The sequence below is a fragment of the Micrococcus sp. iso_239 genome, assembly GCF_056173395.1.
This window is the reverse complement of record NZ_CM149672.1, coordinates 1,725,716-1,749,618: the sequence shown is the minus strand read 5'-3', so window position 1 is coordinate 1,749,618 and position 23,903 is coordinate 1,725,716. Positions and strand designations below refer to the sequence as shown.

The window sequence follows — 23,903 nt, the reverse complement described above, 5'->3', positions numbered from 1 at the left end:
CGGGGCTGGTGGGTCAGCGGCGGGCGTCCGGCCCGGCGGGATCGGGGTCGGTCCCGGGCCCGGCGGGCCGGTACCGGTAGAGCTTGGGCGGGCGGTGCGGGGTGCCGCCGCGGACCTCGCCGGTCTCCTCGAGGGTCCCGGCGGCGAGGGTGGCGCGGCGGAAGTTGGCGGCGTCGAGGCCGCGGCCGAGGACGGCCTCGTGCACGGCGCGCAGCTCGGCGAGGGTGAAGGAGGGCCCCAGCAGCGCGTGCCCGACGCCGGCTCGCGGCAGGTCCGCGCGCAGGCGCGCCACGGCCGCCGCCAGGATCTGCGCGTGGTCGAATGCCAGCGCGGGCGGCGCGTCGGCCCGGTGCCAGCGCACATGGACCCCGATGGGCAGCCCGGCCACGTCCGGGTCCGGGCTGGACGCCGGGGCGGCGCCGTCGTCGTCCAGGGCGGGGCTGAGCGCCCAGTGGGCCACCGTGAGGACGCGTCCGGTGGGGGAGCGGTCCACGGCGCCGAACGCCGCCAGTTGCTCGAGGCGACGGACGGGACCGGGCACGCACTCGGCGGCCACGCGTGCGGCGACGTCGGCCAGCTCCTCGTCCGCGCCGAGCCACGCGCCCGGCAGCGCCCACCGGTCCAGGAACGGCTCGCGCATCCGCGGGACGAGGGCGACGCAGAGGCGGGGCACGCCGTGCGGGTCCGGGCGCACGCCGAAGACGGCCGTGGACACGGCGACGCTGACGCGGGCCTCATCGACCGGCATGGGACCTCCCGGAGTGGACTGGCGGGGCTGTTCTGGTCAGTATGACACTGTTCCCGCCCATCTCAGAGGGTCAAGATGACTGGAAGTCGGGGGAGGCGCCGGCGCGGTCCCGCGCTAGCCTGAGTCGGGTGAACACGACCGCCGCCTCCGCCCCGTCCGACGCACCCCTGGCCTCCACCCGCATCGGGGAGGGCCCGCGCCGCGTCGCGTTCCTGCACGGCCTCATGGGCCGCGGCCGGAACTTCACCGGCCCGGCCAAGGAGCTGGGCGACGACTTCACGGTGGAGCTGATCGATCTGCCGGACCACGGCGCCTCGCCCTGGACGGACCGGGTGGACTACCGCGAGATCGCGGACCGGGTGGCCGCCCACCTGCGCGCCGGCCTCGCCGCCGACGGGCCGGTCCACCTGCTGGGCCACTCGATGGGCGGCAAGGTCGCCATGGTGCTCGCCCTGCGGCACCCGGAGCTCGTGGACCGGCTGATCGTGGAGGACATCTCCCCGCGGCTCTCACCGCAGGCCACGGACGAGTTCGTGCACCTGCTCGGCACCATGCTGCGCATGGACCTGGACGCGTACGACACGCGGGCCGAGGCCGACACCGCCATGGCCGAGCACGTCCACGACGCGCGGGTGCGCGGCTTCCTGCTGCAGAACCTGCGGCGCACGGCCGGCCACTTCGCGTGGCAGCCCAACGTGGCCATGCTCTTCGAGCACCTGCGGGAGATCGGCTCGTTCCCGGACCCGGTGGTCCCCGAGGATCCGGAGCGCGTGTTCGACCATCCGGTCCTGTGGCTGGCCGGCGCCGAGTCGGACTACGTCCAGGATGAGGACGTGCCGCGGATGAAGGAGCTGTTCCCGCGCGTCGTGCGCGTGACCGTCCGTGACGCCGGCCACTGGCTGCACGCCGACCAGCCCGAGGCCTTCGTCTCCGCGGTGCGCACCTTCCTCACCGCCGACTGACGGGGCCCGTCGGGAGACGGAGCCAGCGCCGAGGCCCGCAGACGCGCCGCCACGTTCCGTGCGTAGCGGCGCGTCTGCGGGCCTCAGCGTCGGGCGCGGGTGGTGGCGGACCCGTCAGCCGCCGCATCAGTGGGCGGGCGCGGCCTTCTTTCCGCGCAGGCGTCCGACGAGCAGGACCACCCCGAGCGCGACCGAGCCCCAGAGCAGGCCCCACACAGCCGACGTCGCAGTCTCCGTGAGCCAGCCGAGGAACGCGCCGGCGGCGTGCGTGACGGGCTCGACGATCCCGTGCTGCACGGCGTAGGGCCACGGCACGCCCAGCGCGTCCAGCTCCACGAGGGCGATGTGGCCGCCCACCCAGAGCATCGCCACGGTGCCGATGACGGTCACCACGCGCAGCACGTGCGGCATGGCCTTGACCAGCCCGGCGCCGAATGAGCGGCCGCCGGAGGTCGAGGCGTTCTGGTGCAGGTGCAAGCCGACGTCGTCCATCTTCACGATCAGCCCCACGGCCCCATACACGCCCACGGTGATGAGGACGGCCACCACCGCCAGGACCGCCGCCTGCATCCAGAAGCCCAGGTCGGCCACCTCGTTCATGGAGATGACCATGATCTCCAGGGACAGGATGAAGTCCGTGGTGATGGCCCCGCGCACCACGGTGTCCTCGGCCTCCGGACCCCGCTCGACGGCGGGCTCCTCGTCGTCGGCATGCCCGTGGCCGGTGAGCTTGCCCCACACCTTGTGCGCGCCCTCGTAGGACAGGTAGGTGCCGCCGGCCAGCAGCAGCCACGGCAGGATCCAGGGGGCGAGCCAGTCGAGCAGCAGCAGCGCGGGCAGGATGAACACGAGCTTGTTGCGCAGGGAGCCCTTGGTGATCCGCCAGATCATCGGCAGCTCGCGGGCCGCGGCCGCGCCGGCCATGTACTGCGGGGTCACCGCGGCGTCGTCGACCACCACGCCCGCCGCCTTGGCCGCGGCTCGTCCCGCTCCGGCGGCCACGTCGTCCACGCTCGCGGCGGCGAGGCGGGCGAGGGCGGCGACGTCGTCGAGCAGGGCTACGAGTCCGACCATGGTTCCTCCTGGGGTGGGTCCGACGGGCGCGCCGGTGCGCGGGCAGGGCGCAGGTTGAGCATAGCGGCGAGGACGGACACGCACCGGCCCGGTCCCGTGGGGGACCGGGCCGGTGCGTGCGCGGCCGACGAGGCCGCCGGTGGGCTCAGGCGTCGTTCTCGGTGGTCTCCACGGGACGGGAGCCCAGGCGACCGTCGATGCGGAGCAGGCCCGAGCCGTCGTCGCCGACGAGCTCGAGCTGGCCCACGATCTCGGAGACGGTGGCCTCCTCCTCGATCTGCTCGTCCAGGAACCAGTTCAGCAGCGGGCGCGAGTTGAGGTCGCCCGCGGACTCGGTGGCCCGGTACAGCTCGCGGATCGCCTCGGAGACCTTCTGCTCGTGCGCGAGCGCGGCCCGGAAGATCTCCAGGGCCGACAGGCCGGCCTGCACGGGCGGGGCCGGGATGGCGCCGATCGTCGGGAAGCTGTCCCGGTCGGCGACGTGGTCGATGAACTTGTTCGCGTGGACGATCTCCTCGTCCGCCTGGTGCCGCAGCCACGCGGCCATCCCGGACAGGTCCAGGTCGTCGGCGGCGATCGCGAGCTGGCGGTAGACCATGGACGCCTCGAACTCGAGGGTGATCTGGTCGTTGAACTTCTGCAGCAGGTCATCGGTGAGCTTCATGCCTCGAACTCTAGGCAGGCGGCCGGGGCGCGGTGAAGGCGCGCCCGCCCCTCATCGAGGAGCGACGACGGCGGGCGGCCGGTCCCGCCGGATTCGGCGCCCCGCGGACCCGGCCCTAGGCTGGGCGCCGTGTCCGAGACCCACCGCGCCCGCCCGGGCGTCGACCCCGCGTCGGCGCCGCCCTCCGACGTGCCGCGTGGCCCGGGAGGCCGGGACGCGCTCGTCCGCCGCCGCGTGTTCCAGACGCCCCTGCTGCGCCGCGTGGTCTACGCGGTGGTCTTCGAGCTGCTCGCCATCCTCTTCACCACCGGGATCCTGGCGGCGCTCGGCAACGGCGGCGGGCCCTCGCTCGCCGTGGCGGTGGTGTCCTCGACCGCGGCCCTGCTGTGGAACATCGTGTTCAACTCGGTGTTCGAGACCCTCGAACGCCGCCTCGGGATCACGGGCCGACCCTGGTGGGTGCGCGTGGCCCACGCCGTCGGCTTCGAGGGCGGGCTGATCGTGTTCCTCGTGCCCGCGGTGGCGCTGATCCTCGGCATCGGGCTGGGGGAGGCGTTCCTCATCGAGGCCGGCCTGCTCGTGTTCTTCCTCGTCTACGCCGCGGTGTACGCCTACGCGTTCGACTCGGTGTTCGGCCTGCCGGACTCGGCCGCCCGCGCCGAGGCCTGACCCGCCGATCGGAGCAGGCGCGGCTCAGCGGGGCGCCGGCAGCCCCAGGAAAGCGCGGATCGCCGGCATCTCGCGGCGCACCTGGTCCAGGCCGAGCTCGTGGGCGGCGGCCAGCTTGGCCACGGACCGCTCGCCGTTGGCGATGGGCATGGTCTCCGGCACGAACAGATAGGCCCGGCCCTGCCGCTCCATCTCGAACAGGCGCTCGCGGGTCGCGTTGTACCGGCGCCAGCGCGTGAGCAGGGCGTCCGCGACGGCGGGGTAGCGCCGGAAGGTGCGCTGGTAGAACGAGGGGAACCGCTCGGGCCGCTTCACGTACCCGCGCTCCCGGGTCAGGACCACGAGGACCTTCTCGAACCCCGCGTCCTCCGCCGCGGTCAGCGGGATCCCGCCGTCCACGCCGAGGGCGCCGTCCACGAACACGGTGCCCTCGGCGTGCACCGGGGGCATGAGGACCGGCATCGTGGACGACGCGCGGACGCGGACCATCAGATCGGTCAGGGTGGTCATGTCGGAGCGGTCCCACCAGCGGGTCTCGCCGCTCGCGGCGTCGAACCCGCCCAGCACGAGCCGGGCGGGGTTCGCGCGGAACGTGGCGAAGTCGTAGGGCAGGTCCGCCTCGGGCAGGCCGGCGTGCTCGTAGATGTACTCGGCGTTGAACAGGCCCTTGCCGCGCACGAAGCTCAGCCAGTTGCCGAACCGAGGATCGTCGGCGAAGTCCACGAACGAGCGCCGCGCGCGGGCCGGGTCGCGGGACAGGTAGTTCACGGCGTTGGACGAGCCCGCCGAGATGCCGGCCACGAAGTCCACGTGGATCCGCTCGCGCAGCAGCTCCGCCACCACGGCCGAGGTGAGCGCGGCGCGCATCCCCCCGCCCTCGAACAGCAGCGCCGTGTCGGTGACGTTGGACGTCATGGGCTCGGTCATGGTCGGTACCTCCGTGTTCGCCGTCCGCCGAGCCGGGCGCGGAGTGCTCCCGTCCGGCCGCGCCCATCCTAGGCTGTCCCCATGGCGACGACCCACATGAAGAGCACCCCCGTCCACACCGTCGGTGAGCTGCCCCCGGTGGGTGCCCCCGCCCCCGACTTCACCCTCACCGGGGCGGACCTGTCCCCGGTGACCCTGCGGGAGCTGCGCGGCCGCCGCGTGATCCTGAACATCTTCCCGTCCCTGGACACGGGCGTGTGCGCCGCCTCCGTCCGCGAGTTCGACTCCCGCGTCGCGGACCTCGAGGACACCACCGTCGTGGCCGTGTCCGCGGACCTGCCGTTCGCCGCCGCACGCTTCTGCTCGGTCGAGGGCATCGACCACGTCCGCAGCGGCTCCGTGTTCCGCTCGTCCTTCGGCGACGACTACGGCGTGCGCATGACCGACGGTCCGCTCGAGGGCCTGCTGGCCCGCGCCGTCGTCGTGGTCGATGCCGACGGCGTGGTCCGTCACGCCCAGCTCGTCCCCGAGATCTCCGAGGAGCCGGACTACGAGGCCGCCCTGGCGGCCGCCCGGGGCTGAGCGTGACGCCGCCGGGCTGGCCGCCGCGCGCACGACGCGCGCCCCTGGCGTTCGTCATCGCGCTGTTCGGCGTGCTCGGCGCGCTGGTCCTGGCCGGGGGCCTCACCGCGCTCCTCGCCGGCCGGATGGTCGACGTCGCCGCGGACTCCGCCCCGACCGTGCCCGCCGCCGAGGCCCCCGCCCGGGAGGCGGGCGAGCTCGCGGCGGGCCTGACGCACGTCCACGACGGCGTGGCGGTGGACTGGTCCGCGTCGGCCCACGACGGATCGTCCCTGGATCCGGGCCAGCCGGTCGCGGACGCCCCGGGCATCCTCCTCGTGGAGACCGCCCTCGGCGCCCGCACCGGCACGGGGACGGGCATGGTGCTCTCCCCGGACGGACTGGCGGTGACCAACTACCACGTGGTCGAGGACTCCTCGGAGGTGCACGTGGTGGTCGCGGACACCGGCGCGCGGCACACGGCCACGGTGCTCGGGCGCGATGCCGAGCACGACATCGCGGTGCTCGACGTCGAAGGCGTCTCAGACCTGCCGGTGGCCAGCGTCTCGCTGGACCCTGTGCGTCGCGGGGAGACGGTGGCCGCCGTCGGCAACGGCGGGGGCCAGGGCCACCTGACGGCCGTGCGCGGCACCGTGCTCGGCACGGACCGCTCGATCATGGCCGCGGCCGAGGGCACCGATCAGTACGCGCGCCTGTCCGGCCTGATCCAGACGGACGCGGACGTCGTGCCCGGCTACTCCGGCGGCCCGGTGGTGGACGACGCCGGCCAGGTGGTCGGCGTGACCGTGGCGGCCAGCGATGGGACCACCGCAGAGGAGGTGGACGGCTTCGCGATCCCGCTGGACGTGGCCTTCGACGTGGTGGACCAGGTCCTCTCGGGTGAGGAGACGGACACCGTGAGCATCGGCGCGGACGGCGCCCTGGGCATCATGGTCGGCGCGGATCCCGACGTCGGCGTCGTGGTCATGCAGGTGGACGCGGGCTCGGCGGCCGAGCAGATCGGCCTGGTCGAGGGCGATGTGATCCTCGAGATCGAGGGGCGGCCCGTCGGCGACGACGCCTTCCGGATGTCCCGCCTGGTCAACGACCACAACGTGGGGGACCGGATCACCGTCCAGTGGCGCACCGCCAGCGGCGAGGTGCGCGAGGCCGAGGCGGTCCTGCAGCCGGCCCTCGTGAACTGACCGGCGCCCGCGCTCAGGCGAGCAGGTCCAGCGAGAGGGCCATCGCGGCCACGCCCAGCAACACGCCGCCCAGCGCTGCGCCACGGCCCCCGGCCGCCCGGGCGGCGGGCAGCAGCGCGTCGAGGCTCACGGTCACCATCACGCCCGCCACGGCCGCGAAGACGGCGGCCACGAGCGCGGGCGTGAGGAACGGGGCCAGCAGCAGCCAGCCGATCAGCGCGCCCAGCGGCTCCGCGATCCCCGTGAACGCGGCCCACGCGAAGGCCTTGCACCGCGACCCGGTGGCCTGCCGCACGGGCACGGCCACGGCCACGCCCTCGGGCACGTTGTGCACGGCCATCGCGACGGCCAGCGCGAGGCCCACCGACGGATCCTGCAGGGTGCCGGCGAAGGTGACGAAGCCCTCCGGCAGATTGTGCAGGCCGATCGCCAGGGCCGTCACCGTGCCCAGGCGCAGCATCCTCCGCCGGTCCAGGCCGGCCGGGTCGTCGACGTCGCCCGGCATCTCCGAGACGGGGTCGGGGACGGCGCGCTCGAGCAGCACGTAGGCGCCTGCGCCGAGGGCCAGGGCGGCCACCGCGACGGCGGTCGCCGCGGGGCCGACCGCCCCGCCCAGCCCCTCGACGGCGGCCGGCAGCATCTCCAGGAAGGAGACCGCGAGCATGACGCCCGCGGAGAGGCCGAGGGCGGCCCCCAGCCCGCGGCCCGAGGGCTCGCGTCCGACGATCGCCAGGACGCCGCCCAGCACCGTGGCCAGCCCGGCGAACGTCGTGAGAGCGAGCGCGGTCCAGAACGGGTCCACGGGGGAGGGCCTCCTGACGGGCGGCGGGCGGGGTGGGACCATCCTAGGGACCACAGGAGGAGACCATGACCGACACCGCCGCCGGCCCCGGATTCGCGCTGCCCCGGGGCGTCGAGCCGGGCCGCGCCGTCGTCGTGGGCGCCGGCCCCAACGGCCTGACCGCCGCCGCCCTGCTGGCCCGCGAGGGCTGGGAGGTGGACGTGTTCGAGCGGGCCCCGGTGCCCGGCGGCGCGTGCGCGTCCGCGCCGGTGCTGGGGGAGGGGACCGTGGTGGACCTCGGGGCGGCGGGCCATCCGTTCGGCGTCGCCAGCCCCGTGTTCCGGGAGCTGGGGCTGACGGACCACGGGCTCGCCTGGCTGCACCCGGCCATGCCGATGGGACATCCGCTGCCGGACGGGCCGGCCGCCCTCCTGCACCGGGACCTCGAGGCCACCGCCGCGGGTCTCGGCGTCGACGCGCGGGCCTGGCGGGCCGTGCACGGGGCCCTGGTCGCGCACGTCGACGAGATCCTGGCGGGCGCGCTCGGCCCGGTGCTGCGACCCCCGCCCCATCCGGTGGCGATGGCCCGCTTCGGCCTGCGCGCCCCGTGGCCGGCCGATCTGCTGGGCCGGGCGATGTTCCGCACGGAGGCCGCCCGCGCCCTGTTCACGGGCTCGGCCGCCCACGCGATCCTGCCCTCGAGCCGGCCCCTGACGGCGGCGTTCGGTGCGCTCTTCGGCGCGCTCGGGATGAGCTCGGGCTGGCCGGTGGCGCGCGGCGGGTCGGGGGCGATCGTCGACGCGCTCGTGGCGGTGCTGCGGGCGCACGGCGGTCGGCTGCACCTGGGCCACGAGGTCACGGACCTGCGCGCGCTGCCCGCCGCGGACGCCGTCGTGCTGGACCTGACCCCGCGCCAGGTGCTGCGCGTCGCCGGCACGGGCCTGCCGCCGCGATACGCCGCGGCCCTGCGCCGGTGGCGCCCCGGGCCGTCCGTGTCCAAGGTCGACTTCCTGCTCGACGGGCCGATCCCGTGGCGCGACGCCCGGCTCGCGGGCGCGGGGACGGTGCACCTGGGCGGGACCGCCGCCGAGATCCGGCGGGCCGAGGACGACGTCGCGGCCGGCCGGATGCCGACGCGGCCCTTCGTCATGCTCTGTCAGCAGCAGGCGGCGGACCCCTCACGGGCCACCGGGCCCGCCCGGGGGCACACGGTCGTCTGGTCCTACGCCCATGTGCCCCACGGCCACCCCGGCGACGTCCGTCCGCTGATCGAGGCGGAGGTGGAGCGGCACGCACCCGGCTTCCGGGACCGGATCGGGGCCGCGGTCGCGATGCGCCCGGCCGATCTGGAGGCGTGGAACCCGGACCTCGTGGGCGGTGACATCGCGGGGGGATCGCTCGCGGGAGCGCGCGCGCTCCTGCGCCCCACCGCGTCGCCCCGGCCGCACCGGGCGGGTCGGACCGGGCTGTATCTGGCCTCCGCCTCCACCCCGCCGGGCGCCGGCGTCCATGGCATGGGCGGGGCGTGGGCCGTGCGGACTCTGCTGGCGGACCGTCGTCGCTGACCGCGCCGGCGCCACGGACGGGACGGATCCAGATTCGGACTTTCGCGAACCTGAATGTTCCCGCTACAGTGTGCTCCATCTCACGGAACGTCCCGTCTCGACGGAACGGCCCGGGGGTCGTCTCGCACCACCAGGTCCCCACAGGGATGCGGGCGCGCGACGTCCTTGCACCTCTCATGAACGGAAGCACCTTCCATGAAGTACACGAAGCTCTCCGCTGCCGCGGCCCTGGCCGCCGGCTCGGCCCTCATCCTCTCCGCGTGCGCCCCGGGCGGCGGCAATGCAGGCGACTCCAGCAGCAACAGCGCCTCCGGCGCCAGCCAGGGCGGCGACTCGGGCGCCGGCAACGTCATCGAAGGGGACAAGGGTCAGAAGCTCACCGCCGAGGCCTCCGGGCCGGGGAAGGCCGACCTGGGCGACGTCAAGACCCAGGACGGCTCCATCGCGTACTCGGTGGGCGCCGACGACTTCCTGTCCTACAACGGCCTGCAGTCGAACACGTACACCACGTACAACTCGGCCGTCGCGGACCGCATGTTCTCGTCCTTCTGGTACTTCGGCACCGACGGCTCGATCATCCCGGACAAGGACTTCGGCACGTACGAGAAGACCTCGGACGACCCGCTGACCGTGAAGTACACCATCAGCGACGACGCCAAGTGGTCCGACGGCACCCCCGTCACCGCGGGCGACTTCATCGTCCACTGGGCCGCGAACAACGACACGATCAAGGCCGAGGGTGCCGAGACCCCGCTGTTCGACTCGATCTCCTTCGAGCAGGGCAAGTACATCCCGGAGGCGCCCGAGGGCGAGGCCGACGGCAAGGAGTTCACCGTCACCTACCCGGAGCCCTACGCGGACTGGGAGATCCTCATCAGCACCGCGCTGCCGGCGCACATCGTCGCCAAGGAGGCGGGCATGAGCTTCGAGGAGCTCGTCACCGCCGCGAAGGAGAAGGACGTCGAGGCGCTCACCCCGGCGGCCGAGTTCTGGAACGACGGCTGGGACTTCAGCCCCGGCGAGCTGCCGGACGCCTCGCTGGTGCCCTCCATGGGCCCCTACAAGTTCAAGGACGGCGGCTGGCAGGCCGGCCAGTCCATCACCCTTGAGGCCAACCCCGAGTACTGGGGCACCCCGGCGGCCACCAAGGAGCTCGTCCTCCGCTTCGCCGACCCGAAGACCCACGTGCAGGCCCTGCAGAACGGCGACCTCGACGTCATCGAGCCGCAGGCCACCGTGGACACCCTCCAGCAGCTCGAGGGCCTCGGCGAGGACGTCAACGTCCAGACCGGTGACCAGCTGACCTGGGAGCACGTGGACTACAACCGCGGCGAGGGCTCGGTCTTCGCGGACTCCCCGGAGCTGCGCGAGGCCTTCGCCCTCTGCCTGCCCCGCCAGCAGATCGTGGACAACCTGATCAAGCCGATCTACGCGGACGCCCAGGTCATGAACCTGCGCGAGGTCTTCCCCTTCCAGGACAAGTACCAGGAGGTCGTGGACGCGGCCTACCCGAAGGAGATGGACCAGCCGAACATCGAGAAGGCCAAGGAGCTCGTCGAGAAGTCGGGCGTCTCCAAGCCCACGGTCCGCCTCGGCTACCAGGCCGGCAACCAGCGTCGCACCGAGACCGTCGCGCTCATCAAGAGCTCCTGCGACCAGGCCGGCTTCGACGTGCAGGACGCCAACTCGCCGGTGTTCTTCAAGGAGGTCATGCCGGCCGGTGACTACGACGCCGCCCTCTTCGCCTGGGCCGGCTCGGGCCAGAAGGCCTCCGGCGCGAACATCTACCAGTCGGACGGCGCCCAGAACCAGCAGAGCTACAACAACCCCGAGGTGGACGCGGCCTGGGACAAGCTCGCCACCTCGCTGGACGAGAACGAGCAGCTGGAGCAGGTCAAGACCATCGAGAAGCTGCTGTGGGAGGACTTCCAGGCCATCCCGCTGTACGCTCACCCGGGTCTGGTCGGCCACAAGGCCGACGTCGCCAACGTGCGCGACACCGCCGCCCAGTCGGGTGCGCTGTGGAACGTGGAGCAGTGGGTCCGCGTCCAGGAGTGACACCCCGCTGACCTCTGACCCGGCGGTCCGCCTCCCGCGGACCGCCGGCGTCGGGATCGAGGACAGAGCCCGGCCGGGCACCGGCCGGGCTCTGGCCGTGAACCGCGGCGAACCCGCACCCCTCCCTTTCCCTTGCACGCGCACGGAAGGTCACCCCCTGTTGTGCTGAAATTCATCCTCAAGCGCCTCGGCAGCTCCCTCCTGGTGCTGTTCGGCGCGTCGATCCTGCTCTTCTTCCTCGTGGCCCACTCGGGTGACCCCCTCCAGGACCTGCGAGAGTCACAGAACCCCAACCGCGAGACCCTCATCGCCGCCCGCACCGCGTTCATGGGGCTGGACCAGCCCTGGTACGCCCGGTACTGGGACTGGCTCCAGGGCATCGGCGGCTGCGTCACCGGTCAGTGCGACCTCGGCCTCAGCCGAAACGGCCAGTCCGTCGCCGACCTGCTGAGCAACGCCGCGGCCTCCACGCTGCGCCTCGTGGTGCTCGCGACCGTCCTGGCGATCATCATCGGCATCGCGATCGGCATCGTCACCGCGATCCGCCAGTACTCCGGCCTCGACTACGTGGTCACGTTCCTGATCTTCCTCTTCTTCTCGCTGCCCGTGTTCTGGGCGGCCGTGCTCCTGAAGGAGTACATGGGGATCCGGTTCAACGACTGGATCCGCAGCCCCGAGCTGAACTGGCCCCTCCTCATCGGGGTCGCCGTCCTCGCGGGCCTGGTCCTGCAGGCCGTCATGGCGGGCGACCTCAGGCGGCGCGCCTTCACGTTCGGCGCCACCGCCGCGTTCATCCTCCTCGCCGGCTGGGTGCTGTTCGCCGTCGACTTCTGGCGGCATCCGCAGATGGGCCCGGTCGTGCAGCTGGTCATCGGCCTGGCCGCCGCCGTCGGCGCCACCGCGGTGATCTCCGGTCTGCGCAACCGGTCGGTCCTCAAGGCCGCTCTGGTCACGGTCGCGATCGGCCTCGTCGCCTACTACGCCACCTACGGCCTGCTGTGGCGGACGCCGTCCGCACTGCTGCTGGCCGGCCTCGGCGTCATCCTCGTGCTGGTGGCCATCCTGGTGGGCCGGCTGCTCGGCGGCTTCTCCAAGGGCTCGGCCGTGTCTGCCTCGCTGGTGACCGCCCTGATCATGGGCGTGGCGATCGTGGCGGAACACCTGATGAACTACTGGCCGACCTTCCTGAAGGTCAAGCCGCGCCCGATCTCCACGATCGGCTCGGGCACCCCGAACCTGGACGCCCACTTCTGGGTGGTGTTCCTGGACCGCGGTGCGCAGCTTCTGCTGCCCACCATCCTGCTGACCATCATCTCGGTGGCCACGTACTCGCGGTACACGCGCTCTTCCATGCTCGAGGTCTCGCGCCAGGACTACATCCGCACCGCGCGCGCCAAGGGCCTGCCGGAGCGCCAGGTGATCCTGAAGCATGCGTTCCGCAACTCCCTGATCCCCATCACCACGATCATGGCCTTCGACTTCGCCGGCCTGATCGGCGGCGCCGTGATCACGGAGCAGGTGTTCGGCTGGAAGGGGATGGGCGAGCTGTTCGCCACCGGCCTGCGCGACGTGGACCCCATGCCCGTGATGGCGTTCTTCCTCGTGACGGGCACCGCCGCCGTGCTGATGAACCTCGTGGCGGACGTGCTCTACGCCGTCCTCGACCCCCGGATTCGAGTGTGAGCCAGATGACCACCAACAACTCCTCGATGACGGGCGCGCAGCTCGACGAGAAGCAGATCTTCGACCTTGCGGAGGCGGAGGACGCCAAGCTCCGCGCCAAGGCCGGGAAGTCCTACTCCCAGGGCGCCCTGGTCCGCAAGCGGTTCTTCCGCCACAGGGCGGCGATGATCTCCCTGATCGTGCTGGTCTTCATCACGCTGATGGCGTTCTCCTCCATCGGCTTCGCCGGCATCCCCGGCTGGTGGGACAAGTCCTACACGGCCGCGGCCTCCGTGGTGAACGGCGGTCGCCCGACGCTGTCGGTCGTGCCGCAGGCCTTCGGGGGCGAGGGCCTCCGCTGGGGCGAGCACCCCTTCGGCCAGGACACCACGGGCAAGGACTACTTCGCCCTCGTGATGCGCGGGACCCAGCAGTCCATGATCATCGCGGCCATCGTGGGCCTGCTCTCCACCGTGATCGGCGCGATCGTCGGCGCCGTGTCCGGGTACTTCGGCGGCTGGGTCGACTCCGTGCTGATGCGCCTGACCGACCTGATCATCGTCATCCCGCTGCTCGTGCTCGCCGCGGTGCTCGGCCAGATGGCCAGCGGCATGAAGATGGGCATCCTCCCGCTCGCGGTGGTGCTCGGCCTCGTGTCCTGGACGTCCCTGGCCCGCCTCGTGCGCGGCGAGGTCCTGTCCCTGCGCGAGAAGGAGTTCGTGGCGGCCGCCGTCGCCATGGGCGCCAAGCCGGGCCGCCTGATCTTCAAGCACCTGCTGCCCAACACGATCGGCGTGATCGTCGTGAACGCGACGTTCGCGATCGCGGGCGCGGTGCTGCTGGAGACCTCGCTGTCCTTCCTCGGCTTCGGCGTGAAGGCGCCGGACTCGTCTCTGGGCCTGCTCATCTCCGACTATCAGAACGCGTTCACCACCCGTCCGTGGCTGTTCTGGTGGCCCGGCATGATCATCCTGGCGATCGCCCTGTCCGTGAACTTCCTCGGTGACGGCCTGCGCGACGCCTTCGACCCGCGCCAGGGTGCGGGCGCCCACCGCAGGCCCCGCTTCTTCGGCCGCCGCGCGGCCGCCACCGAGGCCGGTGCGACGACGGCGGGCGGTCTGGCCGCGGCCCCGACGGCCGGCCGGATCGAGGCCCCCGTGGAGGCGGCCGGCGGATCCGCACGGATCTCCGACGCGGACGAGGACGGTCAGCGATGAGCGCGAACGACAAGAAAGGCCGATCCATGTTCGGCAAGAAGAACCAGAACGACGTGACCGCCGGCGGGCAGGGCTCGCACGCGGCGTCGTCGGCCGACCTCGAGGCGCGCGGCGCCGCCGTGCCCGGCTCCTCCGGCGCCGGCGGCGTGCCTCCGGGCCCCGCGACGAGCGCGATGGGCGTCGTGGCCCGCCACGACGACCTGGGCGGCGAGCCGGTGCTCGCCTTCCGCGACGTGGACGTGAAGTTCGCGACCGAGTTCGGCGAGGTGCACGCGGTCAAGGGCGTGACGTTCGACGTCAAGCCCGGCGAGGTCGTCGCCCTCGTGGGCGAGTCCGGCTCCGGCAAGTCCGTCACGAGCGCCACCGCCATGGGCCTGCTCCCGGGCAATGCGGACATCACCGGCTCCGTGCAGCTGGCCGGCCGCGAGGTGCTCACCATGACCCCGGGGCAGCTGCGCGACATCCGCGGCGACGAGGTGGCGATGGTGTTCCAGGAGCCCATGACGGCCCTGAACCCCGTCCTCACCGTGGGCGACCAGCTCACGGAGGCCCTCGAGCTGCACGGCATCGCCTACGGCACCGAGGCGGACAAGCGCGCCGTCGAGCTGCTCACCATGGTGGGCATCCCCGACGCCGCCACCCGGCTCAAGCAGTACCCCCACCAGTTCTCGGGCGGCCAGCGCCAGCGCATCGTCATCGCGATGGCGATCAGCTGCTCGCCGAAGGTGATCATCGCGGACGAGCCCACCACGGCGCTCGACGTGACGGTCCAGGCCGAGATCCTGGAGCTGCTGCGCTCCCTGAAGAACAAGATGAACACCGGCATCCTGCTCATCACGCACAACATGGGCGTGGTGGCGGACATGGCGGACCGGGTGTGCGTGATGCTCCACGGCGAGCTCGTGGAGCAGGGCTCGGTGCACCAGGTGCTCCAGCACGCCCGGCACCCGTACACCCAGAAGCTGCTCTCGGCGGTGCCGCGCCTCGGCGTGCCCCTCGAGGTGGCGGAGCCGGAGCCGGTCACGGCCACGCAGACGCAGGCCCGGTACGCGATCGAGGCGGAGAACCTCCACCTCGAGTACGACCACCGCGGCAAGAAGAACCGCGTGGTCCACGACGTCAGCTTCCAGGTGGCCCCGGGCGAGATCCTGGGCCTGGTGGGCGAGTCCGGCTCGGGCAAGTCCACCATCGCCAAGTCGGTGCTCGGCCTGCTCACCATCGCGGAGGGCTCGCTGCGCATCCAGGGCCACGACCTGGCGACGATGCCCAAGGCCGAGCAGCGCGCCCTGCGCAAGAACATCGGCGTGGTCTTCCAGGACCCGGCGGCCTCGCTGGACCCGCGGTTCCCGATCGGCGACATCATCACCGAGCCGATGGTCGTGCACAAGGTGGGGGACCGGCGCTCGCGCCTGGCCCGCGCCGAGGAGCTGCTGGACGCGGTGCGTCTGCCGCGCTCCGTGGTGAACCGGTACCCGCACGAGCTCTCCGGCGGTCAGCGCCAGCGCATCTCCATCGCCCGCGCCCTGACCCTGGACCCCCAGGTGCTCATCGCGGACGAGCCGACCTCGGCCCTGGACGTGTCCGTCCAGGCCGCCGTGCTGGACATGTTCGCGGAGCTGCAGCAGCGCTACGAGTTCGCGTGCCTGTTCGTGTCCCACGACCTCGCGGTGGTGGACATGCTGGCCCACAAGGTGCTCGTCCTCAAGGACGGCCGCCAGGTGGAGCAGGGCCCCACGGAGGAGGTGCTCCACCGTCCGAAGGAGGAGTACACCCGTCGCCTCCTGGCGGCGGCGCCCGTGCCGGACCCGGACCAGCAGGCGGAGCGTCGCCAGGAGCGCCGCGAGTTCCTCGCCTCCCTCGGCGAGGGCGTCTACTGACCGCGCGGGTCGGCGGCGGGCGCGTCCCGCCGCCGACCCCGGGCCCACCGGCCCGCCTGTCCACGGCGGCCCCTGCGCGTACAATCGCACGGGGGCCGCCGTCGTCGTGTGCCTCCACCCCTTTGATGTCGAACCGGACAGGACGCCCATGACCTCGACCGAAACCCGCCGCTCCGATCTGCGCAACGTGGCCATCGTGGCCCACGTGGACCATGGCAAGACCACGATGGTGGACGCCATGCTGCGCCAGACCGGTGCCTTCAACACGCACGGCGACGTCGCCGAGCGGGTCATGGACTCCGGGGACCTGGAGAAGGAGAAGGGGATCACGATCCTCGCCAAGAACACCACGGTGTTCTACTCCGGCCCGTCCGCCCCCGAGGGCGAGACCGTCACCATCAACGTGATCGACACCCCCGGCCACGCCGACTTCGGCGGCGAGGTGGAGCGCGGCCTGTCCATGGTGGACGGCGTCGTGCTGCTCGTGGACTCCTCCGAGGGCCCGCTGCCCCAGACCCGCTTCGTGCTCCGCAAGGCCCTCGCGGCCAAGCTGCCCGTGATCCTTGTGGTCAACAAGACGGACCGCCCCGACGCGCGCATCGACGGGGTCGTCTCCGACTCCATGGACCTGCTGCTCGGCCTGGCCTCGGACCTGGCCGAGGAGGACCCGGACCTGGACCTCGACTCGGTGCTGGACGTCCCCGTCGTCTACGCCTCGGGCAAGGCCGGCCGCGCCTCCCTGACCCAGCCCGCCGACGGCGCCCTGCCGGAGGCCGAGGACCTCGAGGCCCTCTTCAACGTGATCATGGAGCACATCCCGGCCCCGTCCTACACCGAGGGCGAGGTCCTCCAGGCGCACGTCACCAACCTGGACGCCTCCCCGTTCCTCGGCCGCCTCGCGCTGCTGCGCATCTTCAACGGCACCCTTCGCAAGGGCCAGCAGGTCGCGTGGGCCCGCCAGGACGGCGCCCTGAAGACCGTGAAGATCACCGAGCTGCTGGCCACCAAGGGCCTCGGGCGCGTGCCCGCGGAGGAGGCCGGCCCGGGCGAGATCGTCGCCGTCGCCGGCATCGAGGACATCATGATCGGCGAGACCCTCACCGACGCGGAGAACCCGAAGCCGCTGCCGCTGATCACGGTGGACGACCCGGCCATCTCCATGACCGTGGGCATCAACACCTCCCCGCTGGCCGGCCGCGTCAAGGGCGCCAAGGTCACGGCCCGCCAGGTGAAGGACCGCCTGGACAAGGAGCTGATCGGCAACGTCTCGCTCAAGGTGCTCCCCACCGAACGCCCGGATGCGTGGGAGGTGCAGGGCCGCGGCGAGCTCGCCCTGGCCATCCTCGTGGAGCAGATGCGCCGCGAGGGCTTCGAGCTCACCGTGGGCAAGCCGCAGGTGGTCACCCGGACCGTGGACGGCAAGGTCCACGAGCCGATGGAGCGCATGACCATCGACATCCCCGAGGAGTTCATGGGCGCGGTCACGCAGCTCATGGCCGCCCGCAAGGGCCGCATGCAGGAGATGTCCAACCACGGCACGGGCTGGATCCGCATGGAGTTCCTGGTCCCGGCCCGCGGCCTGATCGGCTTCCGCACCCGCTTCCTCACCGAGACCCGCGGCGCGGGCATCGCCTCCTCCTACGCGGCCGGCTACGAGCCGTGGACCGGTGAGATCGAGTACCGCACCAACGGCTCCCTCGTGGCCGACCGGGCGGGCTCCGCCACGCCGTTCGCCATGATCAACCTGCAGGAGCGCGGCACCTTCTTCGTGCAGCCGGGCGCCGAGGTGTACGAGGGCATGATCGTGGGCGAGAACTCGCGCGCCGACGACATGGACGTGAACATCACCAAGGAGAAGAAGCTCACCAACATGCGTGCGGCCTCCTCCGAGTCGTTCGAGGGCCTGACGCCCCCGCGCCGGCTCACCCTGGAGGAGTCCCTCGAGTTCGCCCGCGAGGATGAGTGCGTGGAGATCACCCCCGAGGACATCCGCATCCGCAAGGTCGTCCTGGACGCCAATGAGCGCCTGAAGGCCGCGCGCGCCCGCGCCCGTGCCTGAGCGTCCCCGCCGCCGCGCCCGGCCCGCCGACGTGGTGGGCGGGGCGTTGCTCGGCGTCGTCGCCGGCGCGCTCGGCACCGCCGTCCATCTGAACCTGGCCTCCCTGCCGGGCGGCTGGACCCTGCCCTGGGGTGCGGTGCTGGCGCTTGTGCTCGTGGGCTCGACACAGCGCTGGTGGATGGTCCGACGCGCGGGCCGCGGCGGGCGCGCCCTGCCGGCGGGGGCCGCGGTCGTCGCCGGCGCGTTCACCGTCGTCCTGGCCCTGCAGCGCCTGCCGGTGGACGACGCCCTGGGGTTGTCCTGGACGGCCGGCCTGTGGGCGGCGGCGCCGGGCGCCGTCGTCGCCTCCGTGGCCTGGAACGTCGGCCAGCCGGCGCTCGGTATGGTCCTGTTGGCCGCGGGCCGGCGGCTGGACCGCCGACCCGCGGAGGCCGCCGAGGCCGCCACGCGCCCCCGCCGGGCCACTGTGACCGCCCGCGAAACGCGTCCGGGGGAGCGAGTACCCTGGACCGCAGCCCCGCAACCCCGTGCCCAGAGAGAGGTGGACGGTCAGCCATGACCTACGTGATCGCGTTGCCGTGTGTGGACGTCAAGGACAAGGCGTGCATCGACGAATGCCCCGTGGACTGCATCTACGAGGGTGAGCGCATGCTCTACATCCACCCGGACGAATGCGTCGACTGCGGTGCGTGCGAGCCGGTGTGCCCCGTCGAGGCCATCTACTACGAGGACGACACCCCCGAGGAGTGGGCCGAGTACTACAAGGCCAACGTCGAGTTCTTCGACGACCTGGGCTCCCCGGGCGGCGCCGCCAAGCTGGGCATGATCGCCAAGGACCACCCGATCATCTCCGCTCTGCCCCTGCAGAACGCGGACGCCTGAGCCCCATGCTGACGCTGCCGGACTACCCGTGGGACACGCTCACCCCCTACCGTGAGCGTGCCGCCGCCCACCCGGACGGTGTCGCGGACCTGTCCATCGGCACGCCCGTGGATCCGACGCCGGCGCTGATCCGCCGGGCCCTGACCGAGGCCGCCGACGCGCACGGCTACCCGACGACGCACGGCACGGACGCCCTGCGCCGCGCGGTCGTCGACTGGTACGCCCGGCGCCGCGGGGTGTCCGGGCTGGACCCGGCGGCCGTGGTGCCCACGGTCGGGTCCAAGGAGTTCATCGCGTGGCTGCCCACGCTGCTCGGGCTGGGTGCAGGCGACGTCGTCGTCCACCCCGAGGCCGCCTACCCCACCTATGCGGTGGGCGCGCTGCTGGCCGGGGCGGAGGCCGTGGCCGCGGACGACCTCGACGCGCTGGCGCCCGAGGTGCGTGAGCGGGTGCGCCTCGTGTGGACCAACTCGCCGGCCAACCCCACCGGTGCCGTGCTGGACGCCGCGGCGCTGCGCCGCACGGTCGACGCCGCCCGTGGCGTGGGCGCCGTGGTGTGCGGGGACGAGTGCTACGCCGAGCTCGGCTGGGACGCGTGGGACGGGGCCGTCGTGCCCTGCATCCTGTCCGACGAGGTCTCCGGCGGCGACCTGACGGGCCTGCTGAGCGTCTACTCGCTGTCCAAGCAGTCCAACCTCGCCGGCTACCGCGCCGCGTTCGCCGCGGGGGATCCGCAGCTCGTGGCGACCCTGGTCAACACCCGCAAGCACGCGGGCATGATCGTGCCGGCCCCGGTGCAGCATGCGATGGCCGTGGCCCTGGCCGACGACGCGCACGTCGCGGAGCAGAAGGACCGCTACCGCCGCCGTCGGGACGCGCTGCGCACCGCGCTGGAGGCCTCCGGCCACACGGTGGACCACTCCGAGGCGGGGCTGTACCTGTGGACCCGGCGGGCGGACCTGGACCCGGCCGACGCCACGGCGCAGGACTCGTGGGACCTGCTGGGCGAACTGGCGGACCTGGGCATCATCGCCGGGCCCGGCGTGTTCTACGGTGCCGGCGGCGACGGCTACGTCCGCGTGGCGATCACCGCCACGGACGAGGCGGTCGCCCGGGCCGCGGCGAGACTCACCGCCCGCGGGCCGCGGACCGGCTGAGCCGGGGTCGGGGGCCGTCGTCGGGGGAAGCGACCGCGCGTCCCGGGCCGGTCCTTGATAGTTTGGAGCAGAGTCGTCCCCGCGTGGGCGCGCCCACATGGGCGTGCGAACCCGGGCCATCGAGAAGACAAGACGAGGGAGCACACCCGTGACCCATCACGAGTCCGTCCGGCTGACCGTCGGCGAGCAGAGCCTGGACCTGGGCGTCGAGCACGCCACAGAGGGCAACAACGGCATCAACATCGCCCCGCTCCTGAAGGAGACCGGCGACGTCACCTACGACCCGGGCTTCATGAACACGGCGAACGCCAAGTCGGCCGTCACGTACATCGACGGCGACCAGGGCATCCTGCGCTACCGCGGCTACGCCATCGAGGACCTCGCCGAGCACTCCTCCTTCATGGAGGTGGCCTACCTGCTGATCTACGGCGAGCTGCCCGAGTCCAAGGAGACCCTGGAGGCCTGGGAGACCAACATCCTGCGCCACAACATGGTGCACGAGGACCTCAAGCTGTTCTTCAACGGCTTCCCGCGGGATGCGCACCCCATGCCGGTGCTGTCCTCCTCCGTGTCCGCGCTGTCCACGTTCTACCCGGACTCCCTGGACCCCCACGACCCGGAGCAGGTCCACATCTCCACCGTGCGCCTGCTCGGCAAGCTGCCGGTGCTGGCCTCCTACGCGTTCAAGAAGTCGCTGGGCCAGCCGTTCATGTACCCGCACAACTCGCTGAACTACGTGGAGAACTTCCTCCGCCTGTGCTTCGGCGTGCCGGCCGAGGAATATGACATCGACCCGGACGTGGTCAAGGCCCTCGACCTGCTGCTCATGCTGCACGCCGACCACGAGCAGAACGCCTCCACCTCCACGGTGCGCCTGGTCGGCTCCACCCAGGCCAACCTGTTCGCCTCGGTGTCCGCCGGCATCAACGCCCTCTACGGCCCGCTGCACGGTGGCGCCAACGAGGCCGTGCTGAACATGCTCCGGAAGATCAAGTCGGAGGGCATCACGCCCGAGGACTTCATGGAGAAGGTGAAGAACAAGGAGGACGGCGTCCGTCTGATGGGCTTCGGGCACCGCGTGTACAAGAACTACGACCCGCGGGCCAAGATCATCAAGAAGACCGCCGAGGACATCCTGGGCAAGATGGGCGGCAACGACGAGCTGCTGGAGATCGCCCAGCGTCTCGAGGAGAAGGCCCTCGCCGACGACTACTTCGTGGAGCGCAAGCTCTACCCGAACGTCGACTTCTACACCGGCGTGATCTACAAGGCCATGGGCTTCCCGGAGAAGATGTTCACCGTCCTCTTCGCCCTGGGCCGCCTGCCCGGCTGGATCGCCCAGTGGCGCGAGCTCATGGAGGACCCGGCCACCAAGATCGGCCGCCCGCGCCAGATCTACGTGGGCGAGCAGCTGCGCCAGTACCCGCAGCGCTGACCCGGGGGCGCTGACCCTGGGGCGCTGACCCTGCGTTTGGGGGCGGTTTCGGGTGGTATTCCGACGGAATACCACCCGAAACCGCCCCCAATGCGTTCGCCGGAGCGTCTTCATGTCGAGGCGGAGTGGCCGAGGCGGCGTCGGACCACCGCGACGACGCCACGGAAGTCCTCGCGCCCATCGGCCCAGGTGACGCGGAGCGTCGTCCAGCCGCGCGCCTGCCCGTAGCGGTCCCGGCGGGCGTCGCGCGCCTGCTGCTCCCGCGTGCGGTGCCCCGCACCGTCGTACTGCAGGGCCAGGCGCACGTGACGGTAGGCCACGTCGGCCACGGGGGAGAAGGGGTCCTCGGGTTCGAGCGCGGCCTGCAGCCCCGGCTCCGGCAGCCCGCCGGCCACGAGGGCGAGGCGCAGGCGGGTCTCGGGCGGCGAGTCCGCCCCGACGCGAACGGAATCCAGCGCCTCCCGGGCGGCCGGGCGGCCGTGGAAGCGTCCGGACGCGTGCAGCGCCGACCGCAGCGCGGCGATCGTGGTGGCCGGATCCGTCCGGCCCGCGGGCGTCCACGGGTGCCGGACGGCGTGGTCCCCGGCGGCCACGAGGTCCTCGAACGTCCACGGGGGAGTCAGGGAGCACAGGTCCAGCCAGGTGCGATCGACCGTGGTGACGCGCAGGCCGTGCACGTGCGTGACGAACTCGGGCGCCAGCGGCCGCCGGTGGTCCATCAGACCAGCCCGCCGGACGCGTCGTGTCCCCCGGGCCACGGTGAGGTGAACCGGCGGGTCGACGTCGAGCTCGCCGGTCGCCGGGTCGCGCCGCCGCCAGGCACGCGCGGGCATCGGCAGACCGTGCAGGTGGGCCGCGGTCTCGTGGGAGAGGACGGCATCCGGGCGTCGGCGCAGAAGCGCGGCAAGGTGATCGGGGGAGAAGCCGTGCCCGGGCTCGGGCAGGCCCAGGTCGGCCCATCCCGTGCCAGGGTGCGCCCGCTGCCGGTGGAAGCCCTGTCCGACCCGCTCCAGGTCCGACCGGCGGGCGCGGTCGGGCGGCAGCCCCAGTCGGGCCAGGTCCGTGGCCAACAGGACGGCGGGCTGGTCGGGCGGCAGAGGAGTCACGACGCGCGGCATGCACCCATCGGACGACGCCGGCGGGGCGCCCGGGGCGCGCTGGCCGCGGCACGGGGATGACGCGCGGGGCGGGCGCTGCTGTGCAGGAGCCGACGGCCCGCGCCGCGTGCCGCCGTCGTCGCCCCGCCCCCGGACCGCCGTGGAGCTCCGGGGGCGATAGTGGGCGTTATCCCGACGGGATACCACCGGAAATCGCCCCCAAACGCGGCGCGGAGGGAAGGGTCGCGGGCTGGCAGCCGGGTGCGCCGGGTCAGTTCGCGTGCAGCGCCGCGTTCAGTTCGACGGTCCGGCCGGCGCGGGGGAGGGCCTCGACCCCGCCCGTGGTGGAGTTGCGGCGGAACAGCAGGTTCGGCACGCCGGAGAGGTCCACGGCCTTCACGGTCCGCGCCGCCTCGCCGTCCTGCAGCACGCTCACGCGCGTGCCTGCGGTGACGTACAGACCGGCCTCGACCACGCAGTCGTCGCCGACGGAGATGCCCACGCCGGAGTTCGCGCCGAGCAGCACGTGCTCGCCGATCACGATCCGCTGGGTACCGCCGCCGGAGAGCGTGCCCATGATGGACGCGCCGCCTCCGACGTCGGACCCGTCGCCCACCACGACGCCGGCTGAGATCCGGCCCTCCACCATCGAATGCCCCAGGGTGCCCGCGTTGAAGTTCACGAAGCCCTCGTGCATCACGGTCGTCCCCTCGGCCAGGTGGGCGCCCAGGCGCACCCGGTCCGCGTCGCCGATGCGCACCCCGGAGGGCACGACGTAGTCCGTCATGCGCGGGAACTTGTCCACGCCGTACACCTGCACGGCGCCGCGGGCACGCAGCCTCGCCCGCGTCAGCTCGAAGTCGGCGACCGCACAGGGGCCGTGGTTCGTCCACACCACGTTGGTGAGCAGCCCGAAGACACCGTCGAGGTTGAGCTCGTTCGGCCGCGCCAGGCGGTGCGAGAGGGCGTGCAGGCGCAGCCACGCGTCCGCGGTGGAGGCCGGGGCGGCGTCCAGGTCGACCTCCAGCTCGACGACGGCCTGCGTGGTTCCGCGGTCCGCGTCGTCCGCGGCGAGGGCCCGCAGGGTGTCGCGCAGCGAGGCGTCCGCAGCGGATAGCGGGCCGGCCACGGGGGTGGGGAACCACACATCCAGGACGGCGCCGTTGGCGGCGGTGGTGGCCAGGCCGTGGCCGGAGACGAGACGGGGGGAGGGCTGCTGTGCGGCGGTCTGGGTCATGCGCCTCAGCCTAATGAGCGGCCGGGGCACGCTGCAGGGCGGCGAGAGGCGCGTCCGTAGACTGGA

General features: G+C 72.7%; 21 protein-coding genes. 14 read left to right on the top strand and 7 right to left on the bottom strand.

Going from position 1 to position 23,903, the window contains the following annotated elements:
- Positions 1 to 13: 13 nt before the first annotated feature.
- Complete coding sequence (locus tag AC0VX2_RS08065) at positions 14 to 748, bottom strand: NUDIX hydrolase (RefSeq protein ID WP_136940140.1); 735 nt, start codon at positions 746 to 748, stop codon at positions 14 to 16.
- A gap of 128 nt (positions 749 to 876) precedes the next feature.
- Here AC0VX2_RS08065 and AC0VX2_RS08060 point away from each other — a divergent pair, with 128 nt between their 5' ends.
- Positions 877 to 1,710 carry an alpha/beta fold hydrolase gene (locus tag AC0VX2_RS08060; protein WP_136940139.1) on the top strand — a complete coding sequence of 278 codons (834 nt, stop codon included), beginning with the start codon at positions 877 to 879 and terminating at the stop codon, positions 1,708 to 1,710.
- Positions 1,711 to 1,836: 126 nt separating this feature from the next.
- On the opposite strand, the gene AC0VX2_RS08055 is transcribed toward AC0VX2_RS08060, so the two are convergent.
- Positions 1,837 to 2,784 carry a DUF808 domain-containing protein gene (locus AC0VX2_RS08055; protein WP_041105414.1) on the bottom strand — a complete coding sequence of 316 codons (948 nt, stop codon included), beginning with the start codon at positions 2,782 to 2,784 and terminating at the stop codon, positions 1,837 to 1,839.
- 145 nt (positions 2,785 to 2,929) lie between these two features.
- Positions 2,930 to 3,448 (bottom strand): ferritin, encoded by a 519-nt coding sequence (locus AC0VX2_RS08050; protein WP_020626453.1) that lies wholly within the window; start codon positions 3,446 to 3,448, stop codon positions 2,930 to 2,932.
- Positions 3,449 to 3,577: 129 nt separating this feature from the next.
- On the opposite strand from AC0VX2_RS08050, the gene AC0VX2_RS08045 reads away from it, so the two are divergent.
- Positions 3,578 to 4,117 (top strand): PACE efflux transporter, encoded by a 540-nt coding sequence (locus AC0VX2_RS08045; RefSeq protein WP_095347499.1) that lies wholly within the window; start codon positions 3,578 to 3,580, stop codon positions 4,115 to 4,117.
- A 24-nt stretch (positions 4,118 to 4,141) separates the two neighbouring features.
- Here AC0VX2_RS08045 and AC0VX2_RS08040 read toward each other — a convergent pair whose 3' ends face one another.
- Entirely contained in the window at positions 4,142 to 5,044 is a 903-nt protein-coding gene (locus AC0VX2_RS08040; protein ID WP_144820099.1) for a patatin-like phospholipase family protein, read from the bottom strand.
- A gap of 81 nt (positions 5,045 to 5,125) precedes the next feature.
- Between AC0VX2_RS08040 and tpx the strand changes: the two genes are divergently transcribed.
- Positions 5,126 to 5,626 carry a thiol peroxidase gene (tpx, locus tag AC0VX2_RS08035; RefSeq protein WP_036316450.1) on the top strand — a complete coding sequence of 167 codons (501 nt, stop codon included), beginning with the start codon at positions 5,126 to 5,128 and terminating at the stop codon, positions 5,624 to 5,626.
- 2 nt (positions 5,627 to 5,628) lie between these two features.
- The gene (locus AC0VX2_RS08030; protein WP_036316452.1) at positions 5,629 to 6,810 is read left to right on the top strand and encodes a S1C family serine protease; all 1,182 of its coding nucleotides are present in this window, start codon (positions 5,629 to 5,631) and stop codon (positions 6,808 to 6,810) included.
- A gap of 13 nt (positions 6,811 to 6,823) precedes the next feature.
- On the opposite strand, the gene zupT is transcribed toward AC0VX2_RS08030, so the two are convergent.
- Positions 6,824 to 7,612, bottom strand: a complete 789-nt coding sequence (gene zupT, locus AC0VX2_RS08025; protein WP_036316454.1) for a zinc transporter ZupT — start codon at positions 7,610 to 7,612, stop codon at positions 6,824 to 6,826.
- A 65-nt stretch (positions 7,613 to 7,677) separates the two neighbouring features.
- Between zupT and AC0VX2_RS08020 the strand changes: the two genes are divergently transcribed.
- The 10 genes from AC0VX2_RS08020 to AC0VX2_RS07975 all read left to right on the top strand — a co-directional run bounded on the left by AC0VX2_RS08020 (position 7,678) and on the right by AC0VX2_RS07975 (position 21,503).
- Positions 7,678 to 9,156: a phytoene desaturase family protein gene (locus AC0VX2_RS08020; RefSeq protein WP_475432528.1), complete on the top strand. Its 1,479-nt coding sequence runs from the start codon at positions 7,678 to 7,680 to the stop codon at positions 9,154 to 9,156.
- A 195-nt stretch (positions 9,157 to 9,351) separates the two neighbouring features.
- Positions 9,352 to 11,214 carry an ABC transporter family substrate-binding protein gene (locus AC0VX2_RS08015; protein ID WP_036339161.1) on the top strand — a complete coding sequence of 621 codons (1,863 nt, stop codon included), beginning with the start codon at positions 9,352 to 9,354 and terminating at the stop codon, positions 11,212 to 11,214.
- A 162-nt stretch (positions 11,215 to 11,376) separates the two neighbouring features.
- Positions 11,377 to 12,897, top strand: coding sequence for an ABC transporter permease (locus AC0VX2_RS08010; RefSeq protein WP_036339165.1), 1,521 nt, complete (start codon positions 11,377 to 11,379; stop codon positions 12,895 to 12,897).
- Positions 12,898 to 12,902: 5 nt separating this feature from the next.
- Positions 12,903 to 14,093 carry an ABC transporter permease gene (locus AC0VX2_RS08005; RefSeq protein WP_070709048.1) on the top strand — a complete coding sequence of 397 codons (1,191 nt, stop codon included), beginning with the start codon at positions 12,903 to 12,905 and terminating at the stop codon, positions 14,091 to 14,093.
- Complete coding sequence (locus tag AC0VX2_RS08000) at positions 14,090 to 15,970, top strand: ABC transporter ATP-binding protein (protein ID WP_144820098.1); 1,881 nt, start codon at positions 14,090 to 14,092, stop codon at positions 15,968 to 15,970. Before AC0VX2_RS08005 ends, AC0VX2_RS08000 begins: the two co-directional genes overlap by 4 nt.
- A gap of 148 nt (positions 15,971 to 16,118) precedes the next feature.
- Complete coding sequence (typA, locus tag AC0VX2_RS07995) at positions 16,119 to 18,029, top strand: translational GTPase TypA (protein WP_070709618.1); 1,911 nt, start codon at positions 16,119 to 16,121, stop codon at positions 18,027 to 18,029.
- Positions 18,022 to 18,588, top strand: a complete 567-nt coding sequence (locus tag AC0VX2_RS07990) for a hypothetical protein (protein WP_119217186.1) — start codon at positions 18,022 to 18,024, stop codon at positions 18,586 to 18,588. Before typA ends, AC0VX2_RS07990 begins: the two co-directional genes overlap by 8 nt.
- A complete protein-coding gene (gene fdxA, locus AC0VX2_RS07985) occupies positions 18,585 to 18,911 on the top strand; it encodes a ferredoxin (protein ID WP_036316465.1) in 327 nt (108 codons plus the stop codon). The genes AC0VX2_RS07990 and fdxA overlap by 4 nt, the downstream gene beginning before the upstream one ends.
- A gap of 5 nt (positions 18,912 to 18,916) precedes the next feature.
- Positions 18,917 to 20,068, top strand: coding sequence for a succinyldiaminopimelate transaminase (gene dapC / locus AC0VX2_RS07980; protein WP_044659396.1), 1,152 nt, complete (start codon positions 18,917 to 18,919; stop codon positions 20,066 to 20,068).
- A 148-nt stretch (positions 20,069 to 20,216) separates the two neighbouring features.
- The gene (locus AC0VX2_RS07975; RefSeq protein WP_081339279.1) at positions 20,217 to 21,503 is read left to right on the top strand and encodes a citrate synthase; all 1,287 of its coding nucleotides are present in this window, start codon (positions 20,217 to 20,219) and stop codon (positions 21,501 to 21,503) included.
- 110 nt (positions 21,504 to 21,613) lie between these two features.
- Here AC0VX2_RS07975 and AC0VX2_RS07970 read toward each other — a convergent pair whose 3' ends face one another.
- Together AC0VX2_RS07970 and dapD are read right to left on the bottom strand one after the other, a co-directional pair.
- Positions 21,614 to 22,621, bottom strand: coding sequence for a PDDEXK family nuclease (locus AC0VX2_RS07970; RefSeq protein ID WP_122054469.1), 1,008 nt, complete (start codon positions 22,619 to 22,621; stop codon positions 21,614 to 21,616).
- 250 nt (positions 22,622 to 22,871) lie between these two features.
- Entirely contained in the window at positions 22,872 to 23,837 is a 966-nt protein-coding gene (gene dapD, locus AC0VX2_RS07965; RefSeq protein ID WP_475432521.1) for a 2,3,4,5-tetrahydropyridine-2,6-dicarboxylate N-succinyltransferase, read from the bottom strand.
- Positions 23,838 to 23,903: the final 66 nt, after the last annotated feature.